Origin of the sequence: Aeromicrobium panaciterrae (assembly GCF_031457275.1) — a bacterium.
GTDB lineage: Bacteria > Actinomycetota > Actinomycetes > Propionibacteriales > Nocardioidaceae > Aeromicrobium > Aeromicrobium panaciterrae_A.
Genome location: NZ_JAVDWH010000001.1, coordinates 1,316,032 through 1,335,541 on the forward strand (window position 1 = coordinate 1,316,032; position 19,510 = coordinate 1,335,541).

General features: G+C 64.0%; 16 protein-coding genes. 11 read left to right on the plus strand and 5 right to left on the minus strand.

Annotated features, from left to right (window positions below):
* Window positions 1-26: 26 nt before the first annotated feature.
* Complete coding sequence (locus J2X11_RS06920; RefSeq protein ID WP_309968469.1) at window positions 27-1,178, plus strand: saccharopine dehydrogenase family protein; 1,152 nt, start codon at window positions 27-29, stop codon at window positions 1,176-1,178.
* 3 nt (window positions 1,179-1,181) lie between these two features.
* Here J2X11_RS06920 and valS read toward each other — a convergent pair whose 3' ends face one another.
* Window positions 1,182-3,761: a valine--tRNA ligase gene (gene valS, locus J2X11_RS06925; RefSeq protein ID WP_309968472.1), complete on the minus strand. Its 2,580-nt coding sequence runs from the start codon at window positions 3,759-3,761 to the stop codon at window positions 1,182-1,184.
* Window positions 3,762-3,825: 64 nt separating this feature from the next.
* Window positions 3,826-5,943: an MMPL family transporter gene (locus J2X11_RS06930; RefSeq protein WP_309968475.1), complete on the minus strand. Its 2,118-nt coding sequence runs from the start codon at window positions 5,941-5,943 to the stop codon at window positions 3,826-3,828.
* Between the two features lie 130 nt (window positions 5,944-6,073).
* Here J2X11_RS06930 and J2X11_RS06935 point away from each other — a divergent pair, with 130 nt between their 5' ends.
* Genes J2X11_RS06935 through J2X11_RS06950 form a run of 4 tightly spaced genes read left to right on the plus strand, consistent with a single transcriptional unit; the run spans window position 6,074 to window position 8,810 of the window.
* Window positions 6,074-7,411: a bifunctional folylpolyglutamate synthase/dihydrofolate synthase gene (locus tag J2X11_RS06935; protein ID WP_309968479.1), complete on the plus strand. Its 1,338-nt coding sequence runs from the start codon at window positions 6,074-6,076 to the stop codon at window positions 7,409-7,411.
* 5 nt (window positions 7,412-7,416) lie between these two features.
* On the plus strand, window positions 7,417-7,749 hold the full coding sequence (locus J2X11_RS06940) for a DUF4233 domain-containing protein (protein WP_309972301.1): 333 nt from the start codon (window positions 7,417-7,419) through the stop codon (window positions 7,747-7,749).
* Between the two features lie 9 nt (window positions 7,750-7,758).
* A complete protein-coding gene (ndk, locus tag J2X11_RS06945; RefSeq protein ID WP_309968482.1) occupies window positions 7,759-8,169 on the plus strand; it encodes a nucleoside-diphosphate kinase in 411 nt (136 codons plus the stop codon).
* The gene (locus tag J2X11_RS06950) at window positions 8,166-8,810 is read left to right on the plus strand and encodes an NADPH-dependent F420 reductase (protein WP_309968485.1); all 645 of its coding nucleotides are present in this window, start codon (window positions 8,166-8,168) and stop codon (window positions 8,808-8,810) included. The genes ndk and J2X11_RS06950 overlap by 4 nt, the downstream gene beginning before the upstream one ends.
* Here the strand turns inward: J2X11_RS06950 and J2X11_RS06955 are convergent.
* Window positions 8,807-9,433, minus strand: a complete 627-nt coding sequence (locus J2X11_RS06955; RefSeq protein ID WP_309968488.1) for a hypothetical protein — start codon at window positions 9,431-9,433, stop codon at window positions 8,807-8,809. The two genes, J2X11_RS06950 and J2X11_RS06955, sit on opposite strands and share 4 nt — an antisense overlap.
* Before the next feature lie 41 nt (window positions 9,434-9,474).
* Here J2X11_RS06955 and J2X11_RS06960 point away from each other — a divergent pair, with 41 nt between their 5' ends.
* Together J2X11_RS06960 and J2X11_RS06965 are read left to right on the plus strand one after the other, a co-directional pair.
* Window positions 9,475-11,406 (plus strand): TIGR03960 family B12-binding radical SAM protein, encoded by a 1,932-nt coding sequence (locus J2X11_RS06960; RefSeq protein ID WP_309968491.1) that lies wholly within the window; start codon window positions 9,475-9,477, stop codon window positions 11,404-11,406.
* Window positions 11,407-11,566: 160 nt separating this feature from the next.
* Complete coding sequence (locus J2X11_RS06965) at window positions 11,567-11,758, plus strand: hypothetical protein (RefSeq protein ID WP_309968493.1); 192 nt, start codon at window positions 11,567-11,569, stop codon at window positions 11,756-11,758.
* A 58-nt stretch (window positions 11,759-11,816) separates the two neighbouring features.
* Here the strand turns inward: J2X11_RS06965 and J2X11_RS06970 are convergent, their stop codons facing one another.
* Both J2X11_RS06970 and J2X11_RS06975 read right to left on the minus strand, forming a co-directional pair.
* Window positions 11,817-13,931 carry an MMPL family transporter gene (locus tag J2X11_RS06970; protein ID WP_309968495.1) on the minus strand — a complete coding sequence of 705 codons (2,115 nt, stop codon included), beginning with the start codon at window positions 13,929-13,931 and terminating at the stop codon, window positions 11,817-11,819.
* A 127-nt stretch (window positions 13,932-14,058) separates the two neighbouring features.
* Window positions 14,059-15,423, minus strand: a complete 1,365-nt coding sequence (locus tag J2X11_RS06975; RefSeq protein ID WP_309968498.1) for an MFS transporter — start codon at window positions 15,421-15,423, stop codon at window positions 14,059-14,061.
* Window positions 15,424-15,464: 41 nt separating this feature from the next.
* On the opposite strand from J2X11_RS06975, the gene J2X11_RS06980 reads away from it, so the two are divergent.
* The 4 genes from J2X11_RS06980 to rpmA all read left to right on the plus strand — a co-directional run bounded on the left by J2X11_RS06980 (window position 15,465) and on the right by rpmA (window position 19,506).
* Window positions 15,465-16,229 carry a TIGR03936 family radical SAM-associated protein gene (locus J2X11_RS06980; RefSeq protein ID WP_309968500.1) on the plus strand — a complete coding sequence of 255 codons (765 nt, stop codon included), beginning with the start codon at window positions 15,465-15,467 and terminating at the stop codon, window positions 16,227-16,229.
* A gap of 165 nt (window positions 16,230-16,394) precedes the next feature.
* Complete coding sequence (locus tag J2X11_RS06985; RefSeq protein ID WP_309968503.1) at window positions 16,395-18,830, plus strand: Rne/Rng family ribonuclease; 2,436 nt, start codon at window positions 16,395-16,397, stop codon at window positions 18,828-18,830.
* Window positions 18,831-18,924: 94 nt separating this feature from the next.
* Window positions 18,925-19,233 carry a 50S ribosomal protein L21 gene (gene rplU / locus J2X11_RS06990; protein ID WP_309972304.1) on the plus strand — a complete coding sequence of 103 codons (309 nt, stop codon included), beginning with the start codon at window positions 18,925-18,927 and terminating at the stop codon, window positions 19,231-19,233.
* A gap of 9 nt (window positions 19,234-19,242) precedes the next feature.
* Complete coding sequence (gene rpmA, locus J2X11_RS06995) at window positions 19,243-19,506, plus strand: 50S ribosomal protein L27 (protein WP_309968506.1); 264 nt, start codon at window positions 19,243-19,245, stop codon at window positions 19,504-19,506.
* The last annotated feature ends 4 nt before the right edge of the window (window positions 19,507-19,510 follow it).

Below are 19,510 nucleotides of genomic sequence, written 5' to 3' on the forward strand. Positions count from 1 at the left end.
GAACGACTGTTTGAAGGGACACGCTTGTGGCAACCGCCGACCTCGCACTTCTGGGGGCGACCGGGTTCACCGGCTCCCTGACCGCTGACTACCTCGGCGAGCACCTCCCGGCGGGCTCCAACTGGGCCATCGCTGGTCGCAACAAGGACAAGCTGAAGGCGATCGCTGAGCGCATTGAGGGCAACGGCGGCATTCGTCCGCACATCCTCGAGGCGGATGTTGCCGATGAGCTCTCGATGGCGGCACTGGCAGCGCAGACGCGGGTGCTCATCACAACCGTCGGCCCCTACATCAAGCACGGCGAGGCCGCGGTCAAGGCATGTGCCGAAGCAGGTATCGCATACGTCGACCTGACCGGTGAGCCAGAGTTCGTCGACAACATGTGGCTCAAGTACAACGACGTTGCCGAGAAGAGCGGCGCCAGGATCATCCACGCCTGCGGGTTCGACTCGATCCCGTACGACCTCGGCGTCCTCTACACAGTCCAGCAGCTCCCCGAGGGTGTTCCGCTTTCGGTCAAGGGCTACATCCGCGCCGGAGGCGGACCGTCGGGCGGCACCTATCACTCGGCGATCGGTGCGTTCTCTCGCGTACGCCAGGCCGGCAAGACGGCGGCTGAGCGCAAGAAGGCCGAAGGTCGACCGCTGGGTCGCCGCATCAAGGGTTCGGGCAAGATCGGTCGCGGCGCGGATGGCAACGGTTGGGCATTGCCACTTCCCACGATCGACCCTCAGATCGTGCTCCGGTCAGCTCGTGCGCTGGAGCGCTACGGTCCTGAATTCACCTACTCGCACTTTGCACAGTTCAAGCGACTTCCGATGATGGTCGGCACTGTGGTGGGCGGCGGAGTGCTGCTGGCCGGCTCGCAGCTGAGCCTCACGCGCAACCTCCTGCTCAAGCTCAAGGATCCGGGAGATGGTCCAGACGAAGCCAAGCGTGCGTCGTCGTGGTTCAAGCTCCGTCTTGTCGGCGAGGGTGGCGGCAAGACCGTCACGACGCAGGTCAGCGGTGGCGACCCGGGATACACCGAGACGTCCAAGATGCTCAGCGAAGCCGCGATGTGCCTGGCGTTCGACACGCTTCCGAATGTGTCGGGTCAGACCACCACGGCAGTTGCCATGGGTGACGTGTTGATCAAGCGGCTGCAGGCCGCAGGCATCACGTTCGAAACGCTCTGAGGCTCACTCAGCGAGGGTGACGTCGACCGCGAGGTGCTCGACTGCCTCGGTGACGAGGGACAGCTCGCCGGTCACCTTGCCGGCAGCGCGTACGTCGTCCAGCGCGTGCGCGAGTGCGTCGAGCTGATCCTGTGGTCCGCGAACCGTGACCAGTGTCGCCTCGGTCTTCTGGCTGACCTTGGCAGTCGACTTGGCGCCACGGATACCCGCGAGAACGGTCGCAGCCGCTGCGAGCAGTGCAGCGTCGTGTGAAGCCGTCGTCAGGTCGGTGTCGTTGACGGGCCAGGTGGAGCGGTGGATCGAGCCTTCCTGCCACCACGACCACACCTCTTCGGTCACGTACGGGAGGAAGGGTGCGAGCAGACGGAGCTGGACCGACAGGGCGAGCACGAAGGCCGCCTTTGCGGACTTGCCTCCTGCGTCGTCGCCGCGCGAGCGCTCCTTGACGAGCTCGAGGTAGTCGTCGCAGAACTCCCAGAAGAACTTCTCGGTGACCTCGAGGGCCGTCGCGTAGTCGAGCTCGTCGAAGCGCGCTGTGGCCTCATCGACGACCAGGCGAAGGCGCTGAAGCATGGCCTGATCGAGGGGCTCGGTGACGAGCGATGCATCGAGGAACGCGGCGTCGGCGCCGAGCCCGTACTGCTCCTCGGGAGCCAACACGAACTTGCTCGCGTTGAGGACCTTCATCGCCAGACGGCGTCCGACCTTCATCTGCGTTTCGTCGAACGGTGAGTCGGTTCCGGGGCGGGCGCCAGCCGCGCGCCAACGTACGGCGTCTGCGCCGTAGTTGCTGATGATCTCGTCGGGTACGACGACATTGCCCTTGGACTTGCTCATCTTCTTGCGGTCAGGGTCGACAACGAATCCGGAGATGGCTGCGTTGCGCCAGGGAGCAACGCCGTGCTCGAGGTGCGAGCGAACCACGGTCGAGAACAGCCACGTACGGATGATGTCGTGAGCCTGAGGGCGCATGTCCATCGGGAAGGTGCGCTCGAACAGGTCGTTGTCGGTCTCCCAGCCACAGGCGATCTGCGGCGACAGTGACGACGTCGCCCAGGTGTCGAGGACGTCGGGATCGGCGATGAATCCACCGGGCTCGCCGCGCTGTGACTCCTCGAAGCCGGGAGGTGCCTGGGCCGCGGGGTCGACAGGAAGCGATGCCTCTTCCGCGAGGATCGGCGCGTCGTACTCGGGTTCGCCGTTGGCGTCGAGTCGGTACCAGACCGGGAAGGCGACGCCGAAGAAGCGCTGACGTGAGACGAGCCAGTCGCCGTTGAGTCCGTCGATCCAGTTGGTCAGGCGCGACTGCATGTACTTGGGGACCCAGTTGATCTCATCGCCGCGGGCCACGAGGGCCTGGCGCAGGTCTGCATCGCGGCCGCCGTTGGTGATGTACCACTGGCGGGTCGAGACGATCTCGAGCGGCTTGTCGCCACGCTCGTAGAAGTTGGCCATGCGCTGCGTGGGCTTGGGCTCGCCGTCCAGGTCCCCGGTCTCGCGGAGTGCAGCGACGGTGAGCTCGCGCGCTGTGAAGGTCGTCTTGCCGACGATCTCCGCGTAACGCTCCTTGCCCTGTACGTCGATGATCCAGTCGCCAGCGTCGGCGAGGATCCGTCCGTCGCGACCGATGATCGTGCGGTTGGGGAGCTGCAGCTCACGCCACCAGATGACGTCGGTGAGGTCACCGAACGTGCAGCACATTGCAATGCCGGCACCCTTGTCCATCTCGGCGGCCGGGTGCGCGACGACGGGGATTTCGACGTCGTACAAGGGGGAGCGGACCGTGGTGCCGAAGAGGGCCTTATAGCGGTCATCTTCAGGGTGTGCGATCAGCGCGACACAAGCTGCGAGCAGCTCAGGCCGGGTCGTCTCGATGTAGACCGGCGCATCTTCGCCGTGGAAGGCGACGCGGTGGTAGGCGCCGGGGTATTCGCGCGCCTCGAGCTCGGCTTGGGCGACCGCTGTCTGGTCGGTGACGTCCCAGAGGGTCGGTGCGTCCTGCTGGTACGCCTCGCCGCGAGCGACGTTGCGCAGGAAAGCGCGCTGCGCGACCGTACGGGACTCGTCGCCGATGGTCGTGTAGGTCTGCTGCCAGTCGACGCTGAGGCCGAGGGTGCGCCAGAGCTGCTCGAAGACCTTCTCGTCCTCGATCACGAGCTTGTTGCAGAGCTCGATGAAGTTCTGTCGGCTGACGGGAACCTGGCGCTTGGGGTCAGGCTCGGCCGGAGGCGTGTAGTCGGGCTCGTAGGGCAGCGATGGATCGCAGCGAACGCCGAAGTAGTTCTGGACACGGCGCTCTGTGGGAAGACCGTTGTCGTCCCAGCCCATGGGGTAGAACACTTCCTTGCCGCGCATGCGCTGGTAGCGCGCGATCAGGTCCGTGTGCGTGTAGGAGAACACGTGGCCGACGTGCAGCGATCCCGAAACAGTCGGCGGGGGAGTGTCGATCGAGAAGACTTCGTCGCGCGTCTTGGTGCGGTCGAACGTGTAGGTGCCCTGCTCGGCCCAGCGAGCCGTCCACGTGGCTTCCAGGCCTTCGAGGACGGGCTTCTCGGGAACGCCCAACGGCGAGGAACTAGTCACAACACCCAAGTCTAAGCGGCGGCGTCGCGGGCCACCTGAGTGACCCGCGACGCCTTGACTGTCTCTAGACCTTGACCTTGTCCTCGATCAGGTCATCGCCAGCTGTTCCCTCGGGCACATCGTCCTTGTGGGCGAGCTTGCTCGGCCACCAGATCTTCTTGCCGATGTCGAGGTTGAGCGCCGTGACCAGCACCGATCGCACGATGATCGTGTCGAGGAGAACACCGATTGCCACGGCGAATCCAAGCTCGGCCAAGAACACGATCGGGAGGGTCGCTAGGGCTGCGAACGTACCGGCCAGCACGAACCCGGCGGACGTGATGACACCGCCCGTTGCGGCGAGGCCGATCAACGCGCCTCGACGGGTGCCGAACTTCAACGCTTCCTCACGGACTCTCGTCATCAGGAAGATGTTGTAGTCGATGCCCAGTGCCACCAGGAACACGAAGATGAACAGTGGCAGCGACGAGTCAGCACCTTCGAAACCGAAGACGTACTTGAACACCAGTCCGCTGATGCCGAGTGCAGCAGCGAACGACACCACGACTGTCAGCAACAGGATCACCGGAGCGGCAATCGAGCGCAGGAGTATCGCAAGCACGAGTAACACGACAATCAGGATGATCGGGATGATCAGCAGGTTGTCCTCGGCAGATGCTTCCTGAACGTCCTTGTTGATCGCGGTGTAACCACCCACGAGGGCATCGGCACCGTCGACCGCGTGCGCTGCATCGCGTGCTCGGTCGATCGTGTCGTAGGCGTCCTTCGAATCGGGAGCCGATTCGAGGGTGGCCTCGATGTAACTCGTACCTCCGGCCGCACCCTTCTCGGCGACCGAGCTGGGGTCGAGACCTTCAACGCCCTGAAGTGCCTTGACGACCGCCGGGGCCTGTGCGGTGTTGGTCACCGCCGCGACCGGGCTACCGGCACCGCCGGGGAAGTGCTCGGCAAGCTTGGCTTCTGCAACAACCGAAGGCTGCTCCTTGGTGAAGCTGTCCTCGTTGCTGAGTCCGTTGGCGCCCAGCTGGGTGATGCCAAAACCGAGACCGATCAGGATCAACGTGGTGGTCACCCACACTGCGCGAGGACGTTTGGCGATGCGCTGGCCGGTCTTGGCCCAGATGCCCTTTTCGGCCTTGATCGGGTCACCGAAACGCGGGACGAACGGCCAGAAGATCCAACGGCCGACGATGACGAGCAGCGCAGGAAGCGTGACCATCATGACGAGCAGGGCACAGGCGATGCCCGCGGCACCAACCGGACCGAGGCCGGCAGTGGAGTTCATCTGCGCAAACATCAGGCACAAGAGGCCGATGATCACGGTCGCACCACTCGCGAGGATGGCCGGAGCTGCGCGGTGCAGAGCGTGGGCCATTGCCTCGTGGCGGTCTTCGTAGTTGTGCAGCTCTTCGCGGTAGCGGGCCACCAGCAGCAAGGCGTAGTCCACTCCCGCACCGAGCACCAGAACGCTCAAGATGCCAGCACTCTGTCCATTGACGGTGAGATCGGCGTACTTGGCCAGCAGGTAGACGAAGCCCTGGGCCACTCCGACCGCGGCAACGCCACAGATCAGGAACAGGATTGCCAGCTGAAGGCTGCGATAGGTGATGAGCAGGATGATGAAGACGATCAGGACTGCAGAGAGCAGCAGGATTCCGTCGATTCCGGAGAACGCTTCGGACTGGTCGGCGCCGAGCGCAGCAGGTCCAGCGAGGCTGACCTTGAGATCGCCGGTGTCCTTCTTGGCGATGGCGCCGATGTCATCCATCAGGTCGGGAAGCTTGTCCCAACCATCATCGCCCAACAGCAGCGTCGGGATGACCTGGAGAGCCTTGCCGTCCTCGGACTCGATCGGACCGATGACGACGTTGGTCACCGACTCGACCGACTTGAATGCTTCGGCATCGGCGGTGGCCTTGGCCTTGTCGGCGGCGGTGATGCCCGCGTCGTTGACGTAAAGGATGACTGCGGGGATTGCGTCGGGATCGGAGAACTCGGCGGACTTGTTGATCACCTTGGTCGACTCGGCGCTACCCGGGAGCCACGAACTGATGTCGTTCTCCTGGACGCTGGTGAGCTTGGAGCCCAGCGAGCCCATGACCATGATCAGGCCTAGTGAGAGGGCCAAAATGACCCATTTGGTCCAATGGTGGGTGACCCACCCGGCGAAATTTCGTTGCATGAAGAAGCTCCTCGTGGCGAGCGAAGTTTGGTCGTGATTTCGGTGGTCTCATCATGCCGGTACTGACCGACAGAAACGCCATCGGTGTCGACCCTGAGACGTCCCCTGAGCGATGCGATACTGGGCGGCAATGACACCCACGTACGCCGAGGTCGAACGGGCACTCCTTGGTCGCTGGCCCGAGACCCGACTTGAACCCTCCCTCGATCGCATCGCAGCACTGTGCAGGCTGTTGGGCGACCCCGAGCACGCCTATCCCGTCATCCACCTGACGGGTACGAACGGCAAGACCTCGACGAGTCGAATGATCGACACGCTGCTGCGCGCGCTCGACCTGCGTACGGGCCGGTTCACCAGCCCTCACCTGCAGTCGATGACGGAGCGGATCGTGCTCGATGGTGAGCCCTTGTCCGAGCAGCTGTTTGTCGACGCGTTCGCCGACGTCGCGGCCTACGCCCAAATAGTCGACGACTCGTCAGAGCACCCGCTGTCGTACTTCGAAATGATGGTCGCGATGGCGTTTGCTGCCTTCGCAGACGCACCAGTCGACGCAGCAGTCATCGAAGTCGGCATGGGCGGCTCGTGGGATGCGACCAACGTTGCCGACGGCCAGGTCGCGGTGATCACACCGATCGGCGTCGATCACGCCAGCTATCTGGGAGATCGTCCCGAGATCATCGCCGTCGAGAAGGCAGGCATCATCAAGGCCGGATCGCACGCCGTGATCGCCCAGCAGGAGCAGGAGGTGCTTGACGTACTGATGCGTCGAGTCCTCGATGTCGGAGCGATCGCGCTGCACGAAGGCAATGACTTCGGCGTCACCGAGCGGACAACTGCTCTCGGCGGTCAGCAGATTTCGCTCCAGGGCATCAGCGCTCAGTACACCGACATCTTCCTGCCGCTGCATGGTGCGCATCAGGCGCACAATGCTGCGTACGCGCTCGCAGCAGTCGAGGCGTTCACGGGCAGCAAGCAGCTGGACGAAGAGCTCGTACGCGATGCGTTCGCGCAGGTCACGTCACCTGGTCGCCTTGAAGTCGTACGCCGGAGCCCAACTGTGCTGCTCGATGCGGCTCACAACCCGCACGGGGCTCGAGCAACCGTCGAGGCAGTGCAGGACGCCTTCTCGTTCAGCCCGCTCATCGGTGTCGTCGGCGTGATGGCTGACAAGGACGTCGAGGAGATGCTGCGCATCTTCGAACCTGTGATGGCCGAGATCATCTGCACTCAGAACAGCACTCCGCGATCGATGTCGGCGATGGATCTGGCCGAGATTGCCGAGGACATCTTTGGCGCCGAGCGAGTCACTGTCGTGGCCCGCCTCGACGACGCCTTGGAGCGCGCGGTGCTGATGGCCGACGCAGCCGAGGGCTATGACGACGCGATCGGCAGCGGTGGCGTACTCATCACCGGCTCGGTGGTCACCGTTGGTGAGGCACGCACGCTGTTCGGCGGAGCTACTTCGTGAGAGGCATGTGCGCGGCAATGTTGTCGCTCGAGGCGATCATCCTTGCCCTCGCAGTGCCCGTCATGATCTCCGTCGAGGGCGTGTCCAAGCCTCTGGCGCTGACCCTTGGTCTGGGTCTGGCGGCACTGTGCCTCCTGACAGCTGGTGCGTTGCGACGTCCGGAGGCATACGCCATCGGACATCTCATCCAGGTCGGGGCGATCTGCCTTGGCTTCCTCGTACCCGTGATGTTCTTTGTCGGCGCGATGTTCGCTGCGCTCTGGTTCACAGCGTTCTTCCTGGGTCGCAAGATCGAGGCCGACAAGGCGCGATGGGCTGCTGAAGCCGAGGGTGGATAGGGTCGCAGCATGGCTCAACGCACTCTTGTCCTGATCAAGCCCGATGCCGTACGTCGCGGTCTGGTGGGTGAAGTCCTGTCTCGCTTCGAGGCCAAGGGGCTCTCCATCGTCGCAATGGAGCACCGCTCGATCGATGCCGCTCAGGCTGACGCTCACTACGCCGAGCACACCGAGCAGCCTTGGTACCCGCCGCTGCGCGAGTTCGCCGTCTCGGGCCCGCTCGTATCCCTTGTCCTCGAGGGTGACGAAGCCATCGCGGTTGTGCGCCTTCTCAACGGCGCCACGGATGGCCGCCAGGCCGCTCCGGGCACGATTCGTGGCGATCTCTCGCTGTCCAACCGCGAGAACCTCGTCCACGCGTCTGACTCCGAGGAGTCGGCGACCCGCGAGATCGCTCTCTGGTTCCCCGAGCTGTCATGACCTCGTTCGGCGTTCTGGGCACCGGTGTCGTCGGACGTACGCTGTCGGCCCGCCTCGCCGAGCTCGGCTCTGACGTGATGGTCGGTGCCCGTACGGCCGACTCGGCCAGCCTCGAACCGTTCGGTGCTTTGGGCGTGAAGACCGGCTCGTTTGCCGACGCGGTTGCTCACGCTGATGTGATCATCAACGCGACCAATGGCAGTCATACGCTCGCTGCTCTCGAGAGCGCGGGGCCTCTTGCTGGCAAGACCCTGATTGATGTCTCCAACGAGCTTGAGCCGGTAGAGGGTGGATTCCCCAAACCGCTGGCATCAGCCGACGACTCGTTGGGTCAGCGCATCCAGGCGGCGTTTCCCGACCTGTATGTCGTGAAGTCCCTCAACACCATGAACTGCACGGTCATGGCGGATCCGTCGAGTGTTCCGGGCGATCACGTCGTTTTCCTCAGCGGCGATGACGCTGACGCGAAGGACCGTACGCGCGAGGTGCTCGCCCTGATGGGTTGGCGTCCCGAGCAGATGATCGACTTGGGTGGCATAGACACTGCGGCGGCAGTCGAAATGACGATGTCGCTCTGGATGCGCGTGACTGTTGCCCGCGGCAACGACGCTCCGCGCTTCAACTGGGCGATCAACGGCTAGCTGTAGTTGGGTTGCCGCAAGTGGTGGCTGACCTCGTGGAACTGGCCACGTACGTCTTCGGGCAGCCAGATGACGTGGTTGGAGACTGACGCCAGATCGACGTCCTCCTCCAACGTGGCGACGTCGATCACCTGGCGTGGGTAGTCGCGTTCGCGCTCCTCGAATTCGAGCAGTGAGATGCGAACTGTGACGCCGAACGGGTTGGGGTTGACCAAGCCAATGCCCCAGAAGTCTGCAGGCTCATCGGTGGCCTTCTGGTCGAGGTCGATCATCACGCTTTTGATGTCGGCCTCGAGCACCGGATGATCGATCTCTTCGACGTCGGCAAGCGTCACGTCGATGACACGTACGTCGCGCGCGCCGGGTCCGTCGAATCGCAGGATGTCGCGCAGTGTGCCGCCCGCAGGCAGCAGCGGACCGCCGCGGTGCGAGCCGTGCACGGTTTGGGTGACGACGTTCGGCAGTTCGCGGCCCCAGATGTCGCGGGTCGTGAACGCCAAGGTCGGCAGCACTGAGACGTCGGTGTGGTTCTCGACGGTGAGCACCTGGTCAGGGCCGCCATCGATCGCAACCGGTACGTACTTGATCGAGAACGGACGCTTGGTGCGAGATCGGCGGGCCACACCGGAAATCCTAGGCGGCGATGCCAGTTACCCTTGTTGACATGTCCGTCGAGTCACTCTTCCCCCGCCTGGAGCCGTTGCTGCCGTCCGTTGGCAAGCCGATCCAGTACGTCGGCGGCGAGCTCAATGCGACCACCAAGCCGTGGGATTCAGCCGAGGTGCGCTGGGCTCTCATGTACCCCGATGCGTACGAAGTCGGCCTGCCCAACCAGGGCGTGCAGATCCTGTACGAAGTCCTCAACGAGCGCGACTGGATCCTTGCCGAGCGGACGTACGCGGTGTTCTCCGACATGGAGAAGGTCATGCGCGACAACGACATCCCGCAGTTCACGGTTGATGCGCACCGACCCGTCAAGGCGTTCGACCTGCTTGGTCTCTCGTTCTCGACCGAGCTTGGCTACACCAACATGCTCACGGCGCTCGATCTTGCCGGCATCCCGCTGCACGCGGTCGATCGCGGCGATGACGACCCGATCGTGATCGCTGGCGGCCACTCGGCGTTCAACCCTGAACCGATTGCCGACTTCCTCGACGCTGCGGTTCTCGGCGATGGCGAGGAGATCGTGCTCGCGATCAGCGAGGTCGTACGTGAGTGGAAGGACGAAGGTCGCCCCGGCGGTCGCGACGAGGTGCTGATGCGCCTCGCCAAGTCCGGCGGCGTCTACGTACCCAAGTTCTACGACGTCACCTACCTGCCCGATGGCCGCATTCAGCGCGTCGTGCCCAATCGCCCCGGTGTCCCGTGGCGCATTGTCAAGCACACGTTGATGGACCTGGACTCGTGGCCCTATCCCAAGAACCCACTGGTCCCGCTCGCCGAGACAGTCCACGAGCGCTTCAGTGTCGAGATCTTCCGCGGCTGCACGCGAGGCTGCCGCTTCTGCCAGGCCGGCATGATCACGCGGCCCGTACGTGAGCGTTCGATCGAGGGCATCGGCGCGATGGTGCAGAACGGACTCGACAAGACCGGTTTCGAAGAGGTTGGCCTGCTCAGCCTGTCGAGCGCCGACCACACTGAGATCGGCGAGGTCGCCAAGCAGCTCGGCGACCGCTATGAGGGCACCAACACCTCGCTTTCCCTGCCGTCGACCCGCGTTGACGCCTTCAACATCACGCTCGCCAACGAGTTCAGCCGCAACGGCCGCCGTTCGGGCCTGACGTTCGCTCCTGAGGGCGGCAGCGAGCGCCTTCGCAAGGTCATCAACAAGATGGTGACTGAGGAAGACCTGATCCGTACGGTTGCCGCCGCCTACTCGCATGGCTGGCGCCAGGTGAAGCTCTACTTCATGTGCGGGCTCCCGACCGAGACCGACGAAGACGTCATGCAGATCGGTGAGCTCGCCAAGCGCGTGATTCAGACCGGCCGCGAGGTTTCGGGCCGCAACGACATCCGCTGCACGGTCTCGATCGGTGGCTTCGTGCCCAAGCCGCACACGCCGTTCCAATGGGCCAGCCAGCTCGATCACGAGACCACCGACGAGCGACTCAAGAAGCTTCGCGACGAGGTGCGCTCCGATCGCAAGTACGGCAAGGCGATTGGTTTCCGCTATCACGATGGCAAGCCCGGAATCATCGAAGGACTGCTGTCTCGCGGCGATCGTCGCGTCGGCAAGATCATCGAAGCCGTATGGCGCGATGGCGGCCGTTTCGACGGCTGGAGCGAGCACTTCTCGTACGACCGCTGGGCTACCCAGACGGCCGAGGTTCTGGCCGATGAGCCGATCGATCTCGACTGGTACACCGTGCGTGAGCGCGAGTACGCCGAAGTGCTCCCATGGGACCACCTCGACGCCGGGCTCGACCGCGACTGGCTGTGGGAAGACTGGCAGGACTCGCTCAACCCCGATGGTGCCCTCGAAGTCGAGGACTGCCGCTGGACTCCCTGCTTTGACTGCGGTGTATGCCCGCAGATGGACACCGAGATTCAGATCGGCCCCACCGGCAAGACGCTCTTGCCGCTCAGCGTCGTCTGAGCGCCTAAGTCGCCTAAGACATGTGCGTCTGAGTGAGGTACCTCAGACGTACTTCTGAGGTAGGACCCAGGCAGAAGTTAGGGCACATGTCCGATGTGTGGGCTCTACCTCAGCGACGAATGTAGGTCATGTCAGCAAGTCCTCCGAAAGGGAAATCGACATGATCACCGAATACATCGCACAGCAGGAAATCCACAACCGTGAGCGTGAGCTCGTCACCAAGGTCGAGCGTCGCCGGGTCGCCGCAGAGCGTGCCGCCGCCAAGAACTTCAATGGCGACCGTCTCGCACTGATGGCACACATCGCCCGTCAGGCACGCGCCACCCGCGCGGTTGCACACCCGGCCGTTTGATGGGGCCAAAGGAACTCCCCTCCAACCACTGAAGTTCACGTGGTGGAGGGGAGTTCTTCTATGTCCGAACGCCTTCCTTTGGCGCCAGCGGTGACGGCTCGACCCGAAGAAGCTTCGCGAGCCAATCCGGCAGCCACCAGTTCCAGCGGCCCAGGACGCTGACGAGTGCCGGCACCAGGAGTGCCCGCACGATCGTGGCGTCGATCAGGATGCCCACTCCGAGCGCCGTACCCAGAACCTTGATGTCGACACCTGGCGAAGAAGCCAGAGCAGCGAACGCAAAGAACAGAATCAGCGCCGCAGACGTCACTAATCTGCCCGTACGCCCAATACCCGTGATGACGGCCGCGTTGGTGTCTCCCGTGGCGTCGTACTCCTCACGCATGCGCGCCAGGATGAACACCTCGTAGTCCATCGACAAGCCAAACAGGAACGCGAAGATCAGCACTGGCAACCAGAACGTGATGGCACCTGTCGGCGACACCGCGAAGATGGCGTCAGATCCGTGGCCTTGCTGCCAGAAGTAGACGACGCCGCCGAACACCGCAGCCAGGGAGACCAGGTTGAGGAGGACCGCCTTGATGGGCAGCAGGATTGATCGGAACGTACGCACCAACAGGATGAACGTGATGAACGCGATCAGCGCCAGGACGTACGGGAACTTCTCGTACACCGCGGTGAAGTAGTCCTGCACGACCGGACCGGCGCCCGTCATACCGACCTCACCGTCCGAGGCGCCCTCGGCCGCGTCGCGCACACCGTCAACGAGAGGGTTGGCCGTGCTGTCGACCGTCTCCTTCTCAGGAATGACGTCGATGACAGCAACGTCGCCGTTGACACCGCCGACGACGGACATGCGGACTCCGTCAATCTCGCGGGTAGCCGCGGCTATCGCGTCAGCATCAGCCGCAGGAGCGATGATCTCCATGGGCGTCAGGACTCCGGTTCCGATGCCTTTGTCACGCAGGGTGTGTGCGGTTTCGAACGGCTGTCCGGCGGAAGCCAGAGAGTCGACATCGGCCTGACCGATCTTGAGGTTGAAGACCGGAAGGATCAGCAGAACCAGCATGACGAGCGCGGCCGCGACGGCGATAGTTCGGTGCTTGACGATCGTGCGTGCCCAGGCCGTCCAGCCCTTCGAGGCGGTGCCTTCCTTGCGGACGCGGGGCCAGTCGATCTTGGGTCCGATGCTCGACAAGAGCGCCGGCACCAAGGTGAGTACGACCGCAGTGCTGACCAACGGGATGAGGATGCCGCCGATGCCCATGCTGCGAACGAGGGGAACAGGTACGACGATCAGCGCGATGAGGCTGATGGCGACTGTGACACCAGACGCGAGCACTGCGTGCCCGGCCGTCTTCATCGCAATGACGACAGCTTCTTCGTTGTCGCGACCGTGCGCGCGTTCCTCCCGCCATCGTGAAACAAGGAGCAACGAGTAGTCGATTGCGATACCGAGTCCGACCAACGCGATCAAGAACTGGACGACGAAGCTCACATCGCTGAAGGTCGAGAGGATCAAGACCAACGTGAACGTCGTCAGGATCGACACCGCAGCGACCATGAGCGGTAGGAAGGCAAGGAAGGACGCGAAGACGAAGACCAGGACGAGCAGGGCGCCGGCCGCTCCAAACAGGGTCTCCAGCAAGACGCTCGGCCCTTCGGACTCGCCGCCGGCCGCCAACATGTTGTACGACGTCAACCCGCTCTCGAATCCCGCTGATTCGGCCGCCTTCTCCAGGGCAGGCTCAATCTGGACTTCGACGCCAGGTCCGAACGATTCAGGGAAGGGAGCCTGGAACAGCGCGTACGTCGTGCGTTTGTCGTCGGAGATGAATCCCAGGTCGCTCGTGCTCGCGAGGTCGACCATCCGTGTTTCGGGGGCGGATTCCTGTGCACTCTTGAATGCCGCGGCGATTTCGCTCTTGTGGCCCTCGACGGTTTGTCCCTCCGGCACGGTCAAGACGCCGACATACGTATCGAACGATCCGGCGCCGAACTCCTTGACGAGCTGCTTTTCGGCGTCGTCGCTCGGTTGACCGGGCAGCGAGAAGTCGATCGTCAGGCGATCGGTCAGCTGTGAGGCGCTGTAGCCGCCGACGAGCAGCATGGCGATCCAGAAGAAGCTCACAATGCGGCGGTGGTGCATGACGAGACGTGCAAGACGTTCCATGACGAGAATCCTGACTGTGGTGGGAGACGCGGCGGGTGTTCAACATCAAGACGTCTGAGGTCAGCGATGTGTGACAGCCGGACTCAAAGTCATCTTGAACGTATCGACGGTGCGAGCGAGCCGTCAATCATCCGTGCGACCTGCGCAGGGTGTCCTCGACGTAGGTCGGACGCGCGACGATCGTTCCGAACACCGCGATGAAGGCCGAGAGCACGATCATCAGCGAGATCGAGGCGTACCAGTCATTGGTGAGATCGTGAAGCAGTCCTGTGCCGAAGGGGCCGATCGCGGAAATGGCATAGCCCGACCCCTGGACGAACGAGGACAGCGCGGCGGTGCCGCCTGGCGTACGAGCCCGACGCCCGATCATCGTCAGCGTCCACGTGAACGCGCCGCCGCCGAGGCCCAGCAAGATCGCCCACAGCCATGGCGCTGCATCGGGCCAAAGCATCAACCCCAGCCAGCCGAGCACCGTGACGGTGGAGAAGGCCCACGGTAGCCATGCGCGGTCGCCGACGCGCTTCATCAGGAACGGCAACGACAGCGTCAGCGGTACTCCAACGGCGCCGAGCAGGCCGAGCATGGCACCGGCGTACGAGTCACTCAGCCCAGCGTCGACGAGGATTGCCGGCATCCAGCCGAACTGTGCGTACGCCTGCGCCGACTGGACACCGAACAGCAGCGCCATCGCCCACGCCAGAGGCGATCTCGCCAGATCGCGCAGCTTGTAGTGCGCATCTGCGAGGGGGTCTACATGAACGGATTCGCGTAGGTGGGGGAGCCAGAGCAGAAGCGCGATCAGAGCAGGAACGGCCCAGGCCGCCGTACCCCAGCGCCAATCACCCAGCGCCGAAGCCAGTGGCACGGTGACGAACGAGGAAATCGCGCCTCCACCCATCAACGCCGCCCCGTACGCGGCGCTGATCCCAGCGATGTGATCGGGGAAGTGCCGTTTGGCGAGGGGTGGGAGCAGGATGTTGCCGATCGCGCATCCAGAGAGCGCCACCACCGAGAAGAACAGAAAGAATTCGGGGGAGTCGACCAGCGAACGAGTCACGACACCGACGATGGCCAGCAAGAGCACCAGCACTGTCGTCACGTGCAGGCCGAGCTTTGCAATCACACTGTGCGCGGCGATGCCCGCTGCGGCGAAGCACAGGACGGGCAGAGTGGTCAGGAGTCCCGCGACCGTGACCGACATGCCGAGATCGCCGCGAAGTGCCTCGAGGACGACGCCGACACTTCCGACGGCAGGGCGCAGGTTGACGGCGAGAAGGACGATCGCGACACCGACCAGCCAGCGACCGGAGCTAGACGAGTGATCCCGAGGGACGTTGCCTGACTCGCGGCACCCCGAATCCCGACCGGCGGCGTTTTCGTCGGTCGACGGACAACCCCGGTCCGCCTCCCTCCTCTGCCTTGCCGGATCGGGCCCGGATGCGCCGCTCGCTTTACCGGCACCCCTCGGGATCATTCGTCTGGGCGTCGGCACTCGCCCATTCTGCGCGTCCGGTCCGCAGGTAGTCTCGTCGGGTGACGACGCTCGAGGGAACTCCCAATCCGGAGGCCCCCAACCCACAGCTTCCGATCGTCCAGAAGCTGCGCATGCGATACGCCAAACGCGGCCGTCTCCGGTTCACGAGTCACCGCGACTTTGCCAGGGCCTTCGAGCGGGCGATCCGACGTTCAGGCATTCCGATCGGTCACTCCTCGGGCTTCACGCCTCACCCGAAGATCTCGTACGCCAACGCTTCTCCGACCGGCGCCGCGAGCGAGGCGGAGTACCTCGAGATCGGTATGACACGTGAATGTGACCCCGACGAGGTCCGTACGCTGCTCGACTCCGCGTTGCCTGACGGCCTCGACATTGTCGACATCGTGGTCGCGAAACCGGGAGCTCTGGCCGACCGGCTGCAGGCGAGCAAGTGGGACATCATGCTGCCGGAAGTTGCCCTGGAGGACGCCGAATCTGCTGTGCGGGCGTTCCTAGCGGAGAGCGACGTACCGATCGAGCGGATGATGAAGCAGGGCCCTCGCATCCTGAACTGCCGGGAACCAGTGGTCGATCTCGTGGCGCGTTCCGATGTGAGCAATGGGGTCCCGTGTGCGATACTGGCCATGGTTGTACTGCACGTAACACCGTCAGTGCGACCAGATGACGTTCTCGCCGGACTTAAGTCCAGCGGTGGCCTCGAGCTCAAGCAGACGCCCATGGCGACTCGTTTGGCCCAGGGTCCTCTGGAGACTGAGACCGGCACGGTAGGCGATCCACTTGCCTTCGACCGCGACGCATCCTGATCGGGTGCTGACCGCGGCGGTGAGTGTGAAAGTTGATGTGACAAGCCGCTGATCGTCGTCAACACCCTGGCGCGTGGCGCTGGGGATGACCGAAGGCTTTAGGCCCGCTTGCGGGCCGCAGACGTGTCCGGCCCGATTTCGATCGGCCCGGGCGAAGGAGAGCACATGCTCGACGACAACGAAACAACTGCAGAAGCAACATCCGAAACCGCTCCCGCCCGACGCCGCGCCGCTGGTCGTCCCGCCGGACCGCCGGCCGCCGTGAGCTTTGCTCCGCCTGAGGCGCCGAAGAAGAAGGCGCCCGCCAAGAAGGCCGAGTCGTCCGACGATGAGCCCGCCGCCGACGCACCGGCCGCCAAGAAGGCTGCCGCCAAAAAGGCGCCGGCGAAGAAGGCCGCCGCCAAGAAGGACGATGCGGAGGAGCCCAAGAAGCCGGCCGCGTCTTCGACTGCCGCGATGTTCAAGGCACCCGAGCCCGGTCTCGCACCGGCTCGCCCCAAGCCAGCTCCCGTCGAGTCGCAGAACGATGACAACGACGGCGAAGACGATGACGATCCCAACGCACCCAAGCGCCGCCGCCGCAGCCGTGGAGGCCGCCGCCGCAGCAAGGGTGCCGGCGACGACAACGCCATCGATGACGACATCAACGACGAAGATGGCGACGACAACGACACCGAAGATGACGGCAACGGCAACACCCGTCGCCGTCGTCGCCGCGCCCGCGCGGGTGAAGGTGTCGACGGATCGCCCGACGATCCCGAGAACACCGTGGTCCGCGTACGTACCGGCCGAAGCCCCGAAGACGAGATCACCGGAGTAGCCGGATCGACTCGACTCGAGGCCAAGAAGCAGCGCCGTCGCGAAGGCCGTGAGGCTGGACGTCGTCGCGCTCCGATCGTTTCGGAGGCCGAGTTCCTGGCCCGCCGCGAGTCGGTCAAGCGCGAGATGGTCGTACGCCAGCGCGACGACTACACGCAGATTGCCGTCATCGAGGACAACGTGCTCGTCGAGCACTACGTGGCCCGCGAGTCGCAGGTCTCGATTATCGGCAACGTCTACCTCGGCAAGGTGCAGAACGTTCTGCCCAGCATGGAAGCTGCCTTCGTCGACATCGGTGCAGGCCGCAACGCCGTGCTGTACGCGGGTGAGGTCGACTGGACCACGCTTGGCAACGGCAAGGCTCGCAAGATCGAAGACGCTCTCAAGCCCGGCCAGACAATCCTCGTGCAGGTCTCCAAGGACCCCATCGGCCAGAAGGGCGCACGGCTCACGAGCCAGATCAGCCTGCCCGGTCGCTTCCTGGTGCTCGTTCCCAACGGTCAGACCAGCGGAATCTCCCGCAAGCTGCCCGAGAACGAGCGCACACGCCTCAAGGCTCTCCTCAAGGAGGTCCTGCCCGAGAACGTCGGCGTCATCGTCCGTACAGCTGCTGAAGGTGCGACCGAGGACCAGCTGACCCGCGACGTCACTGCCCTGACCGCGCGCTGGGAAGACATCGAGCGCAAGGTCACTGCTGGCAAGGCGCCCGACCTGCTCTACTCCGAGCCTGACCTGATGATCAAGGTCGTACGCGATCTCTTCAACGAGGACTTCAACGGTCTCGTCGTTGAAGGCGCAGACGCCTGGGACATGATCAAGGGCTACATCGACCACGTCGCTCCCGATCTCGCCGAGCGCGTCACGCGCTACGACAACGCCGACGTCGATGCGTTCACGTCCTACCGACTCGACGAGCAGATCCACAAGGCGCTCGAGCGCAAGGTGTTCCTGCCGTCAGGCGGATCGCTCGTCATTGACCGCACGGAAGCCATGACGGTCGTCGACGTCAACACCGGCAAGTACACCGGTTCGGGCGGCAACCTCGAAGAGACCGTCACCAAGAACAACCTTGAGGCCGCAGAAGAGGTCGTACGCCAGCTCCGCTTGCGCGACATCGGCGGCATCATCGTCGTCGACTTCATCGACATGGTTCTCGAGAGCAACCGCGAGCTCGTGCTTCGCCGTCTCGTCGAGTGCCTGGGCCGTGACCGTACGCGTCACCAGGTCGCCGAAGTCACCTCGCTTGGTCTCGTCCAGATGACGCGCAAGCGCATCGGTACGGGCCTGCTCGAGTCGTTCAGCCACGAGTGTGAGCACTGCAACGGTCGTGGCGTCGTGATCGCTGATGCGCCGGTCGAGCCCAAGAAGGAAGAGCAGCGTCGCGGCGGCCGTGGTGGTCGTGGCGGCGGAGGCGGCAACGGTGGTGGCGGCAACGGTGGTGGCGGAGGCCGCGGTGGAGCTGCAAATGGCAACACCAACCGTGGTGGAGGTCGCAAGACCGACGATTCCGGCGCCAAAGACGACAGCAAGCCCGCGGACGACGCCAAGGTCGACAGCTCGCCGACAGACGACGTCAAGGCCGATGTAGCACCCAAGAACGACGCGCCGAAGGTCGAAGTAGCACCTGCTGCCGAGCCCGAAGCGCCGAAGAAGACGGCACGCAAGCGTTCGGCATCAAAGCCCGCCGGACCGCCTGCCGGAGCCGTCGGAAGCACTCCAGAAGCACCCGCTTCAAGCGGTGAGTCGAGCCCCGTTTTGACCAGCGAGGGTCAGGCTCCGTAAACTAGTCCCTTGGTGCGCCATGCGCGCCTTTATCCGCGTGTCCTGTCCATCGGCAGGGACGCCCCAGTATCAGAAATGTGAGTGAGTAACCGTGGTGTACGCAATCGTGCGCAGTGGCGGCAACCAGACCAAGGTTGCGGTCGGCGACGTCATCGAGATCGACAAGGTGACGCAGGCCGAAGGTGAGACCCTGTCTTTGACCGCCGTGCTCTTCGTCGATGGCGACACCGTGACGGCTGACGCCGACTCGCTCGCCAAGGTCAAGGTCACCGCCGAGGTTCTCGGTGGCACCAAGGGCCCCAAGATCGTCATCCAGAAGTACAAGAACAAGACCGGTTACAAGAAGCGCCAGGGTCACCGTCAGAAGTACACCCAGGTCAAGATCACCGGAATCAAGAAGTAGGGGACTGACATGGCACACAAAAAGGGCGCAGCCTCTACCAAGAACGGCCGCGATTCAAATGCTCAGCGACTGGGCGTAAAGCGCTTCGGCGGCCAGCTTGTCAACGCCGGCGAGATCATCGTCCGCCAGCGTGGCACGCACTTCCACCCCGGCACCAACGTCGGTCGTGGTGGCGATGACACTCTGTTCGCTCTCTCGGCTGGTGCCGTGGAGTTCGGCCGCCGTCGCGGCCGCAAGGTCATCAACATCGTCCCCGGCACGCCGGCGGACTGACCAG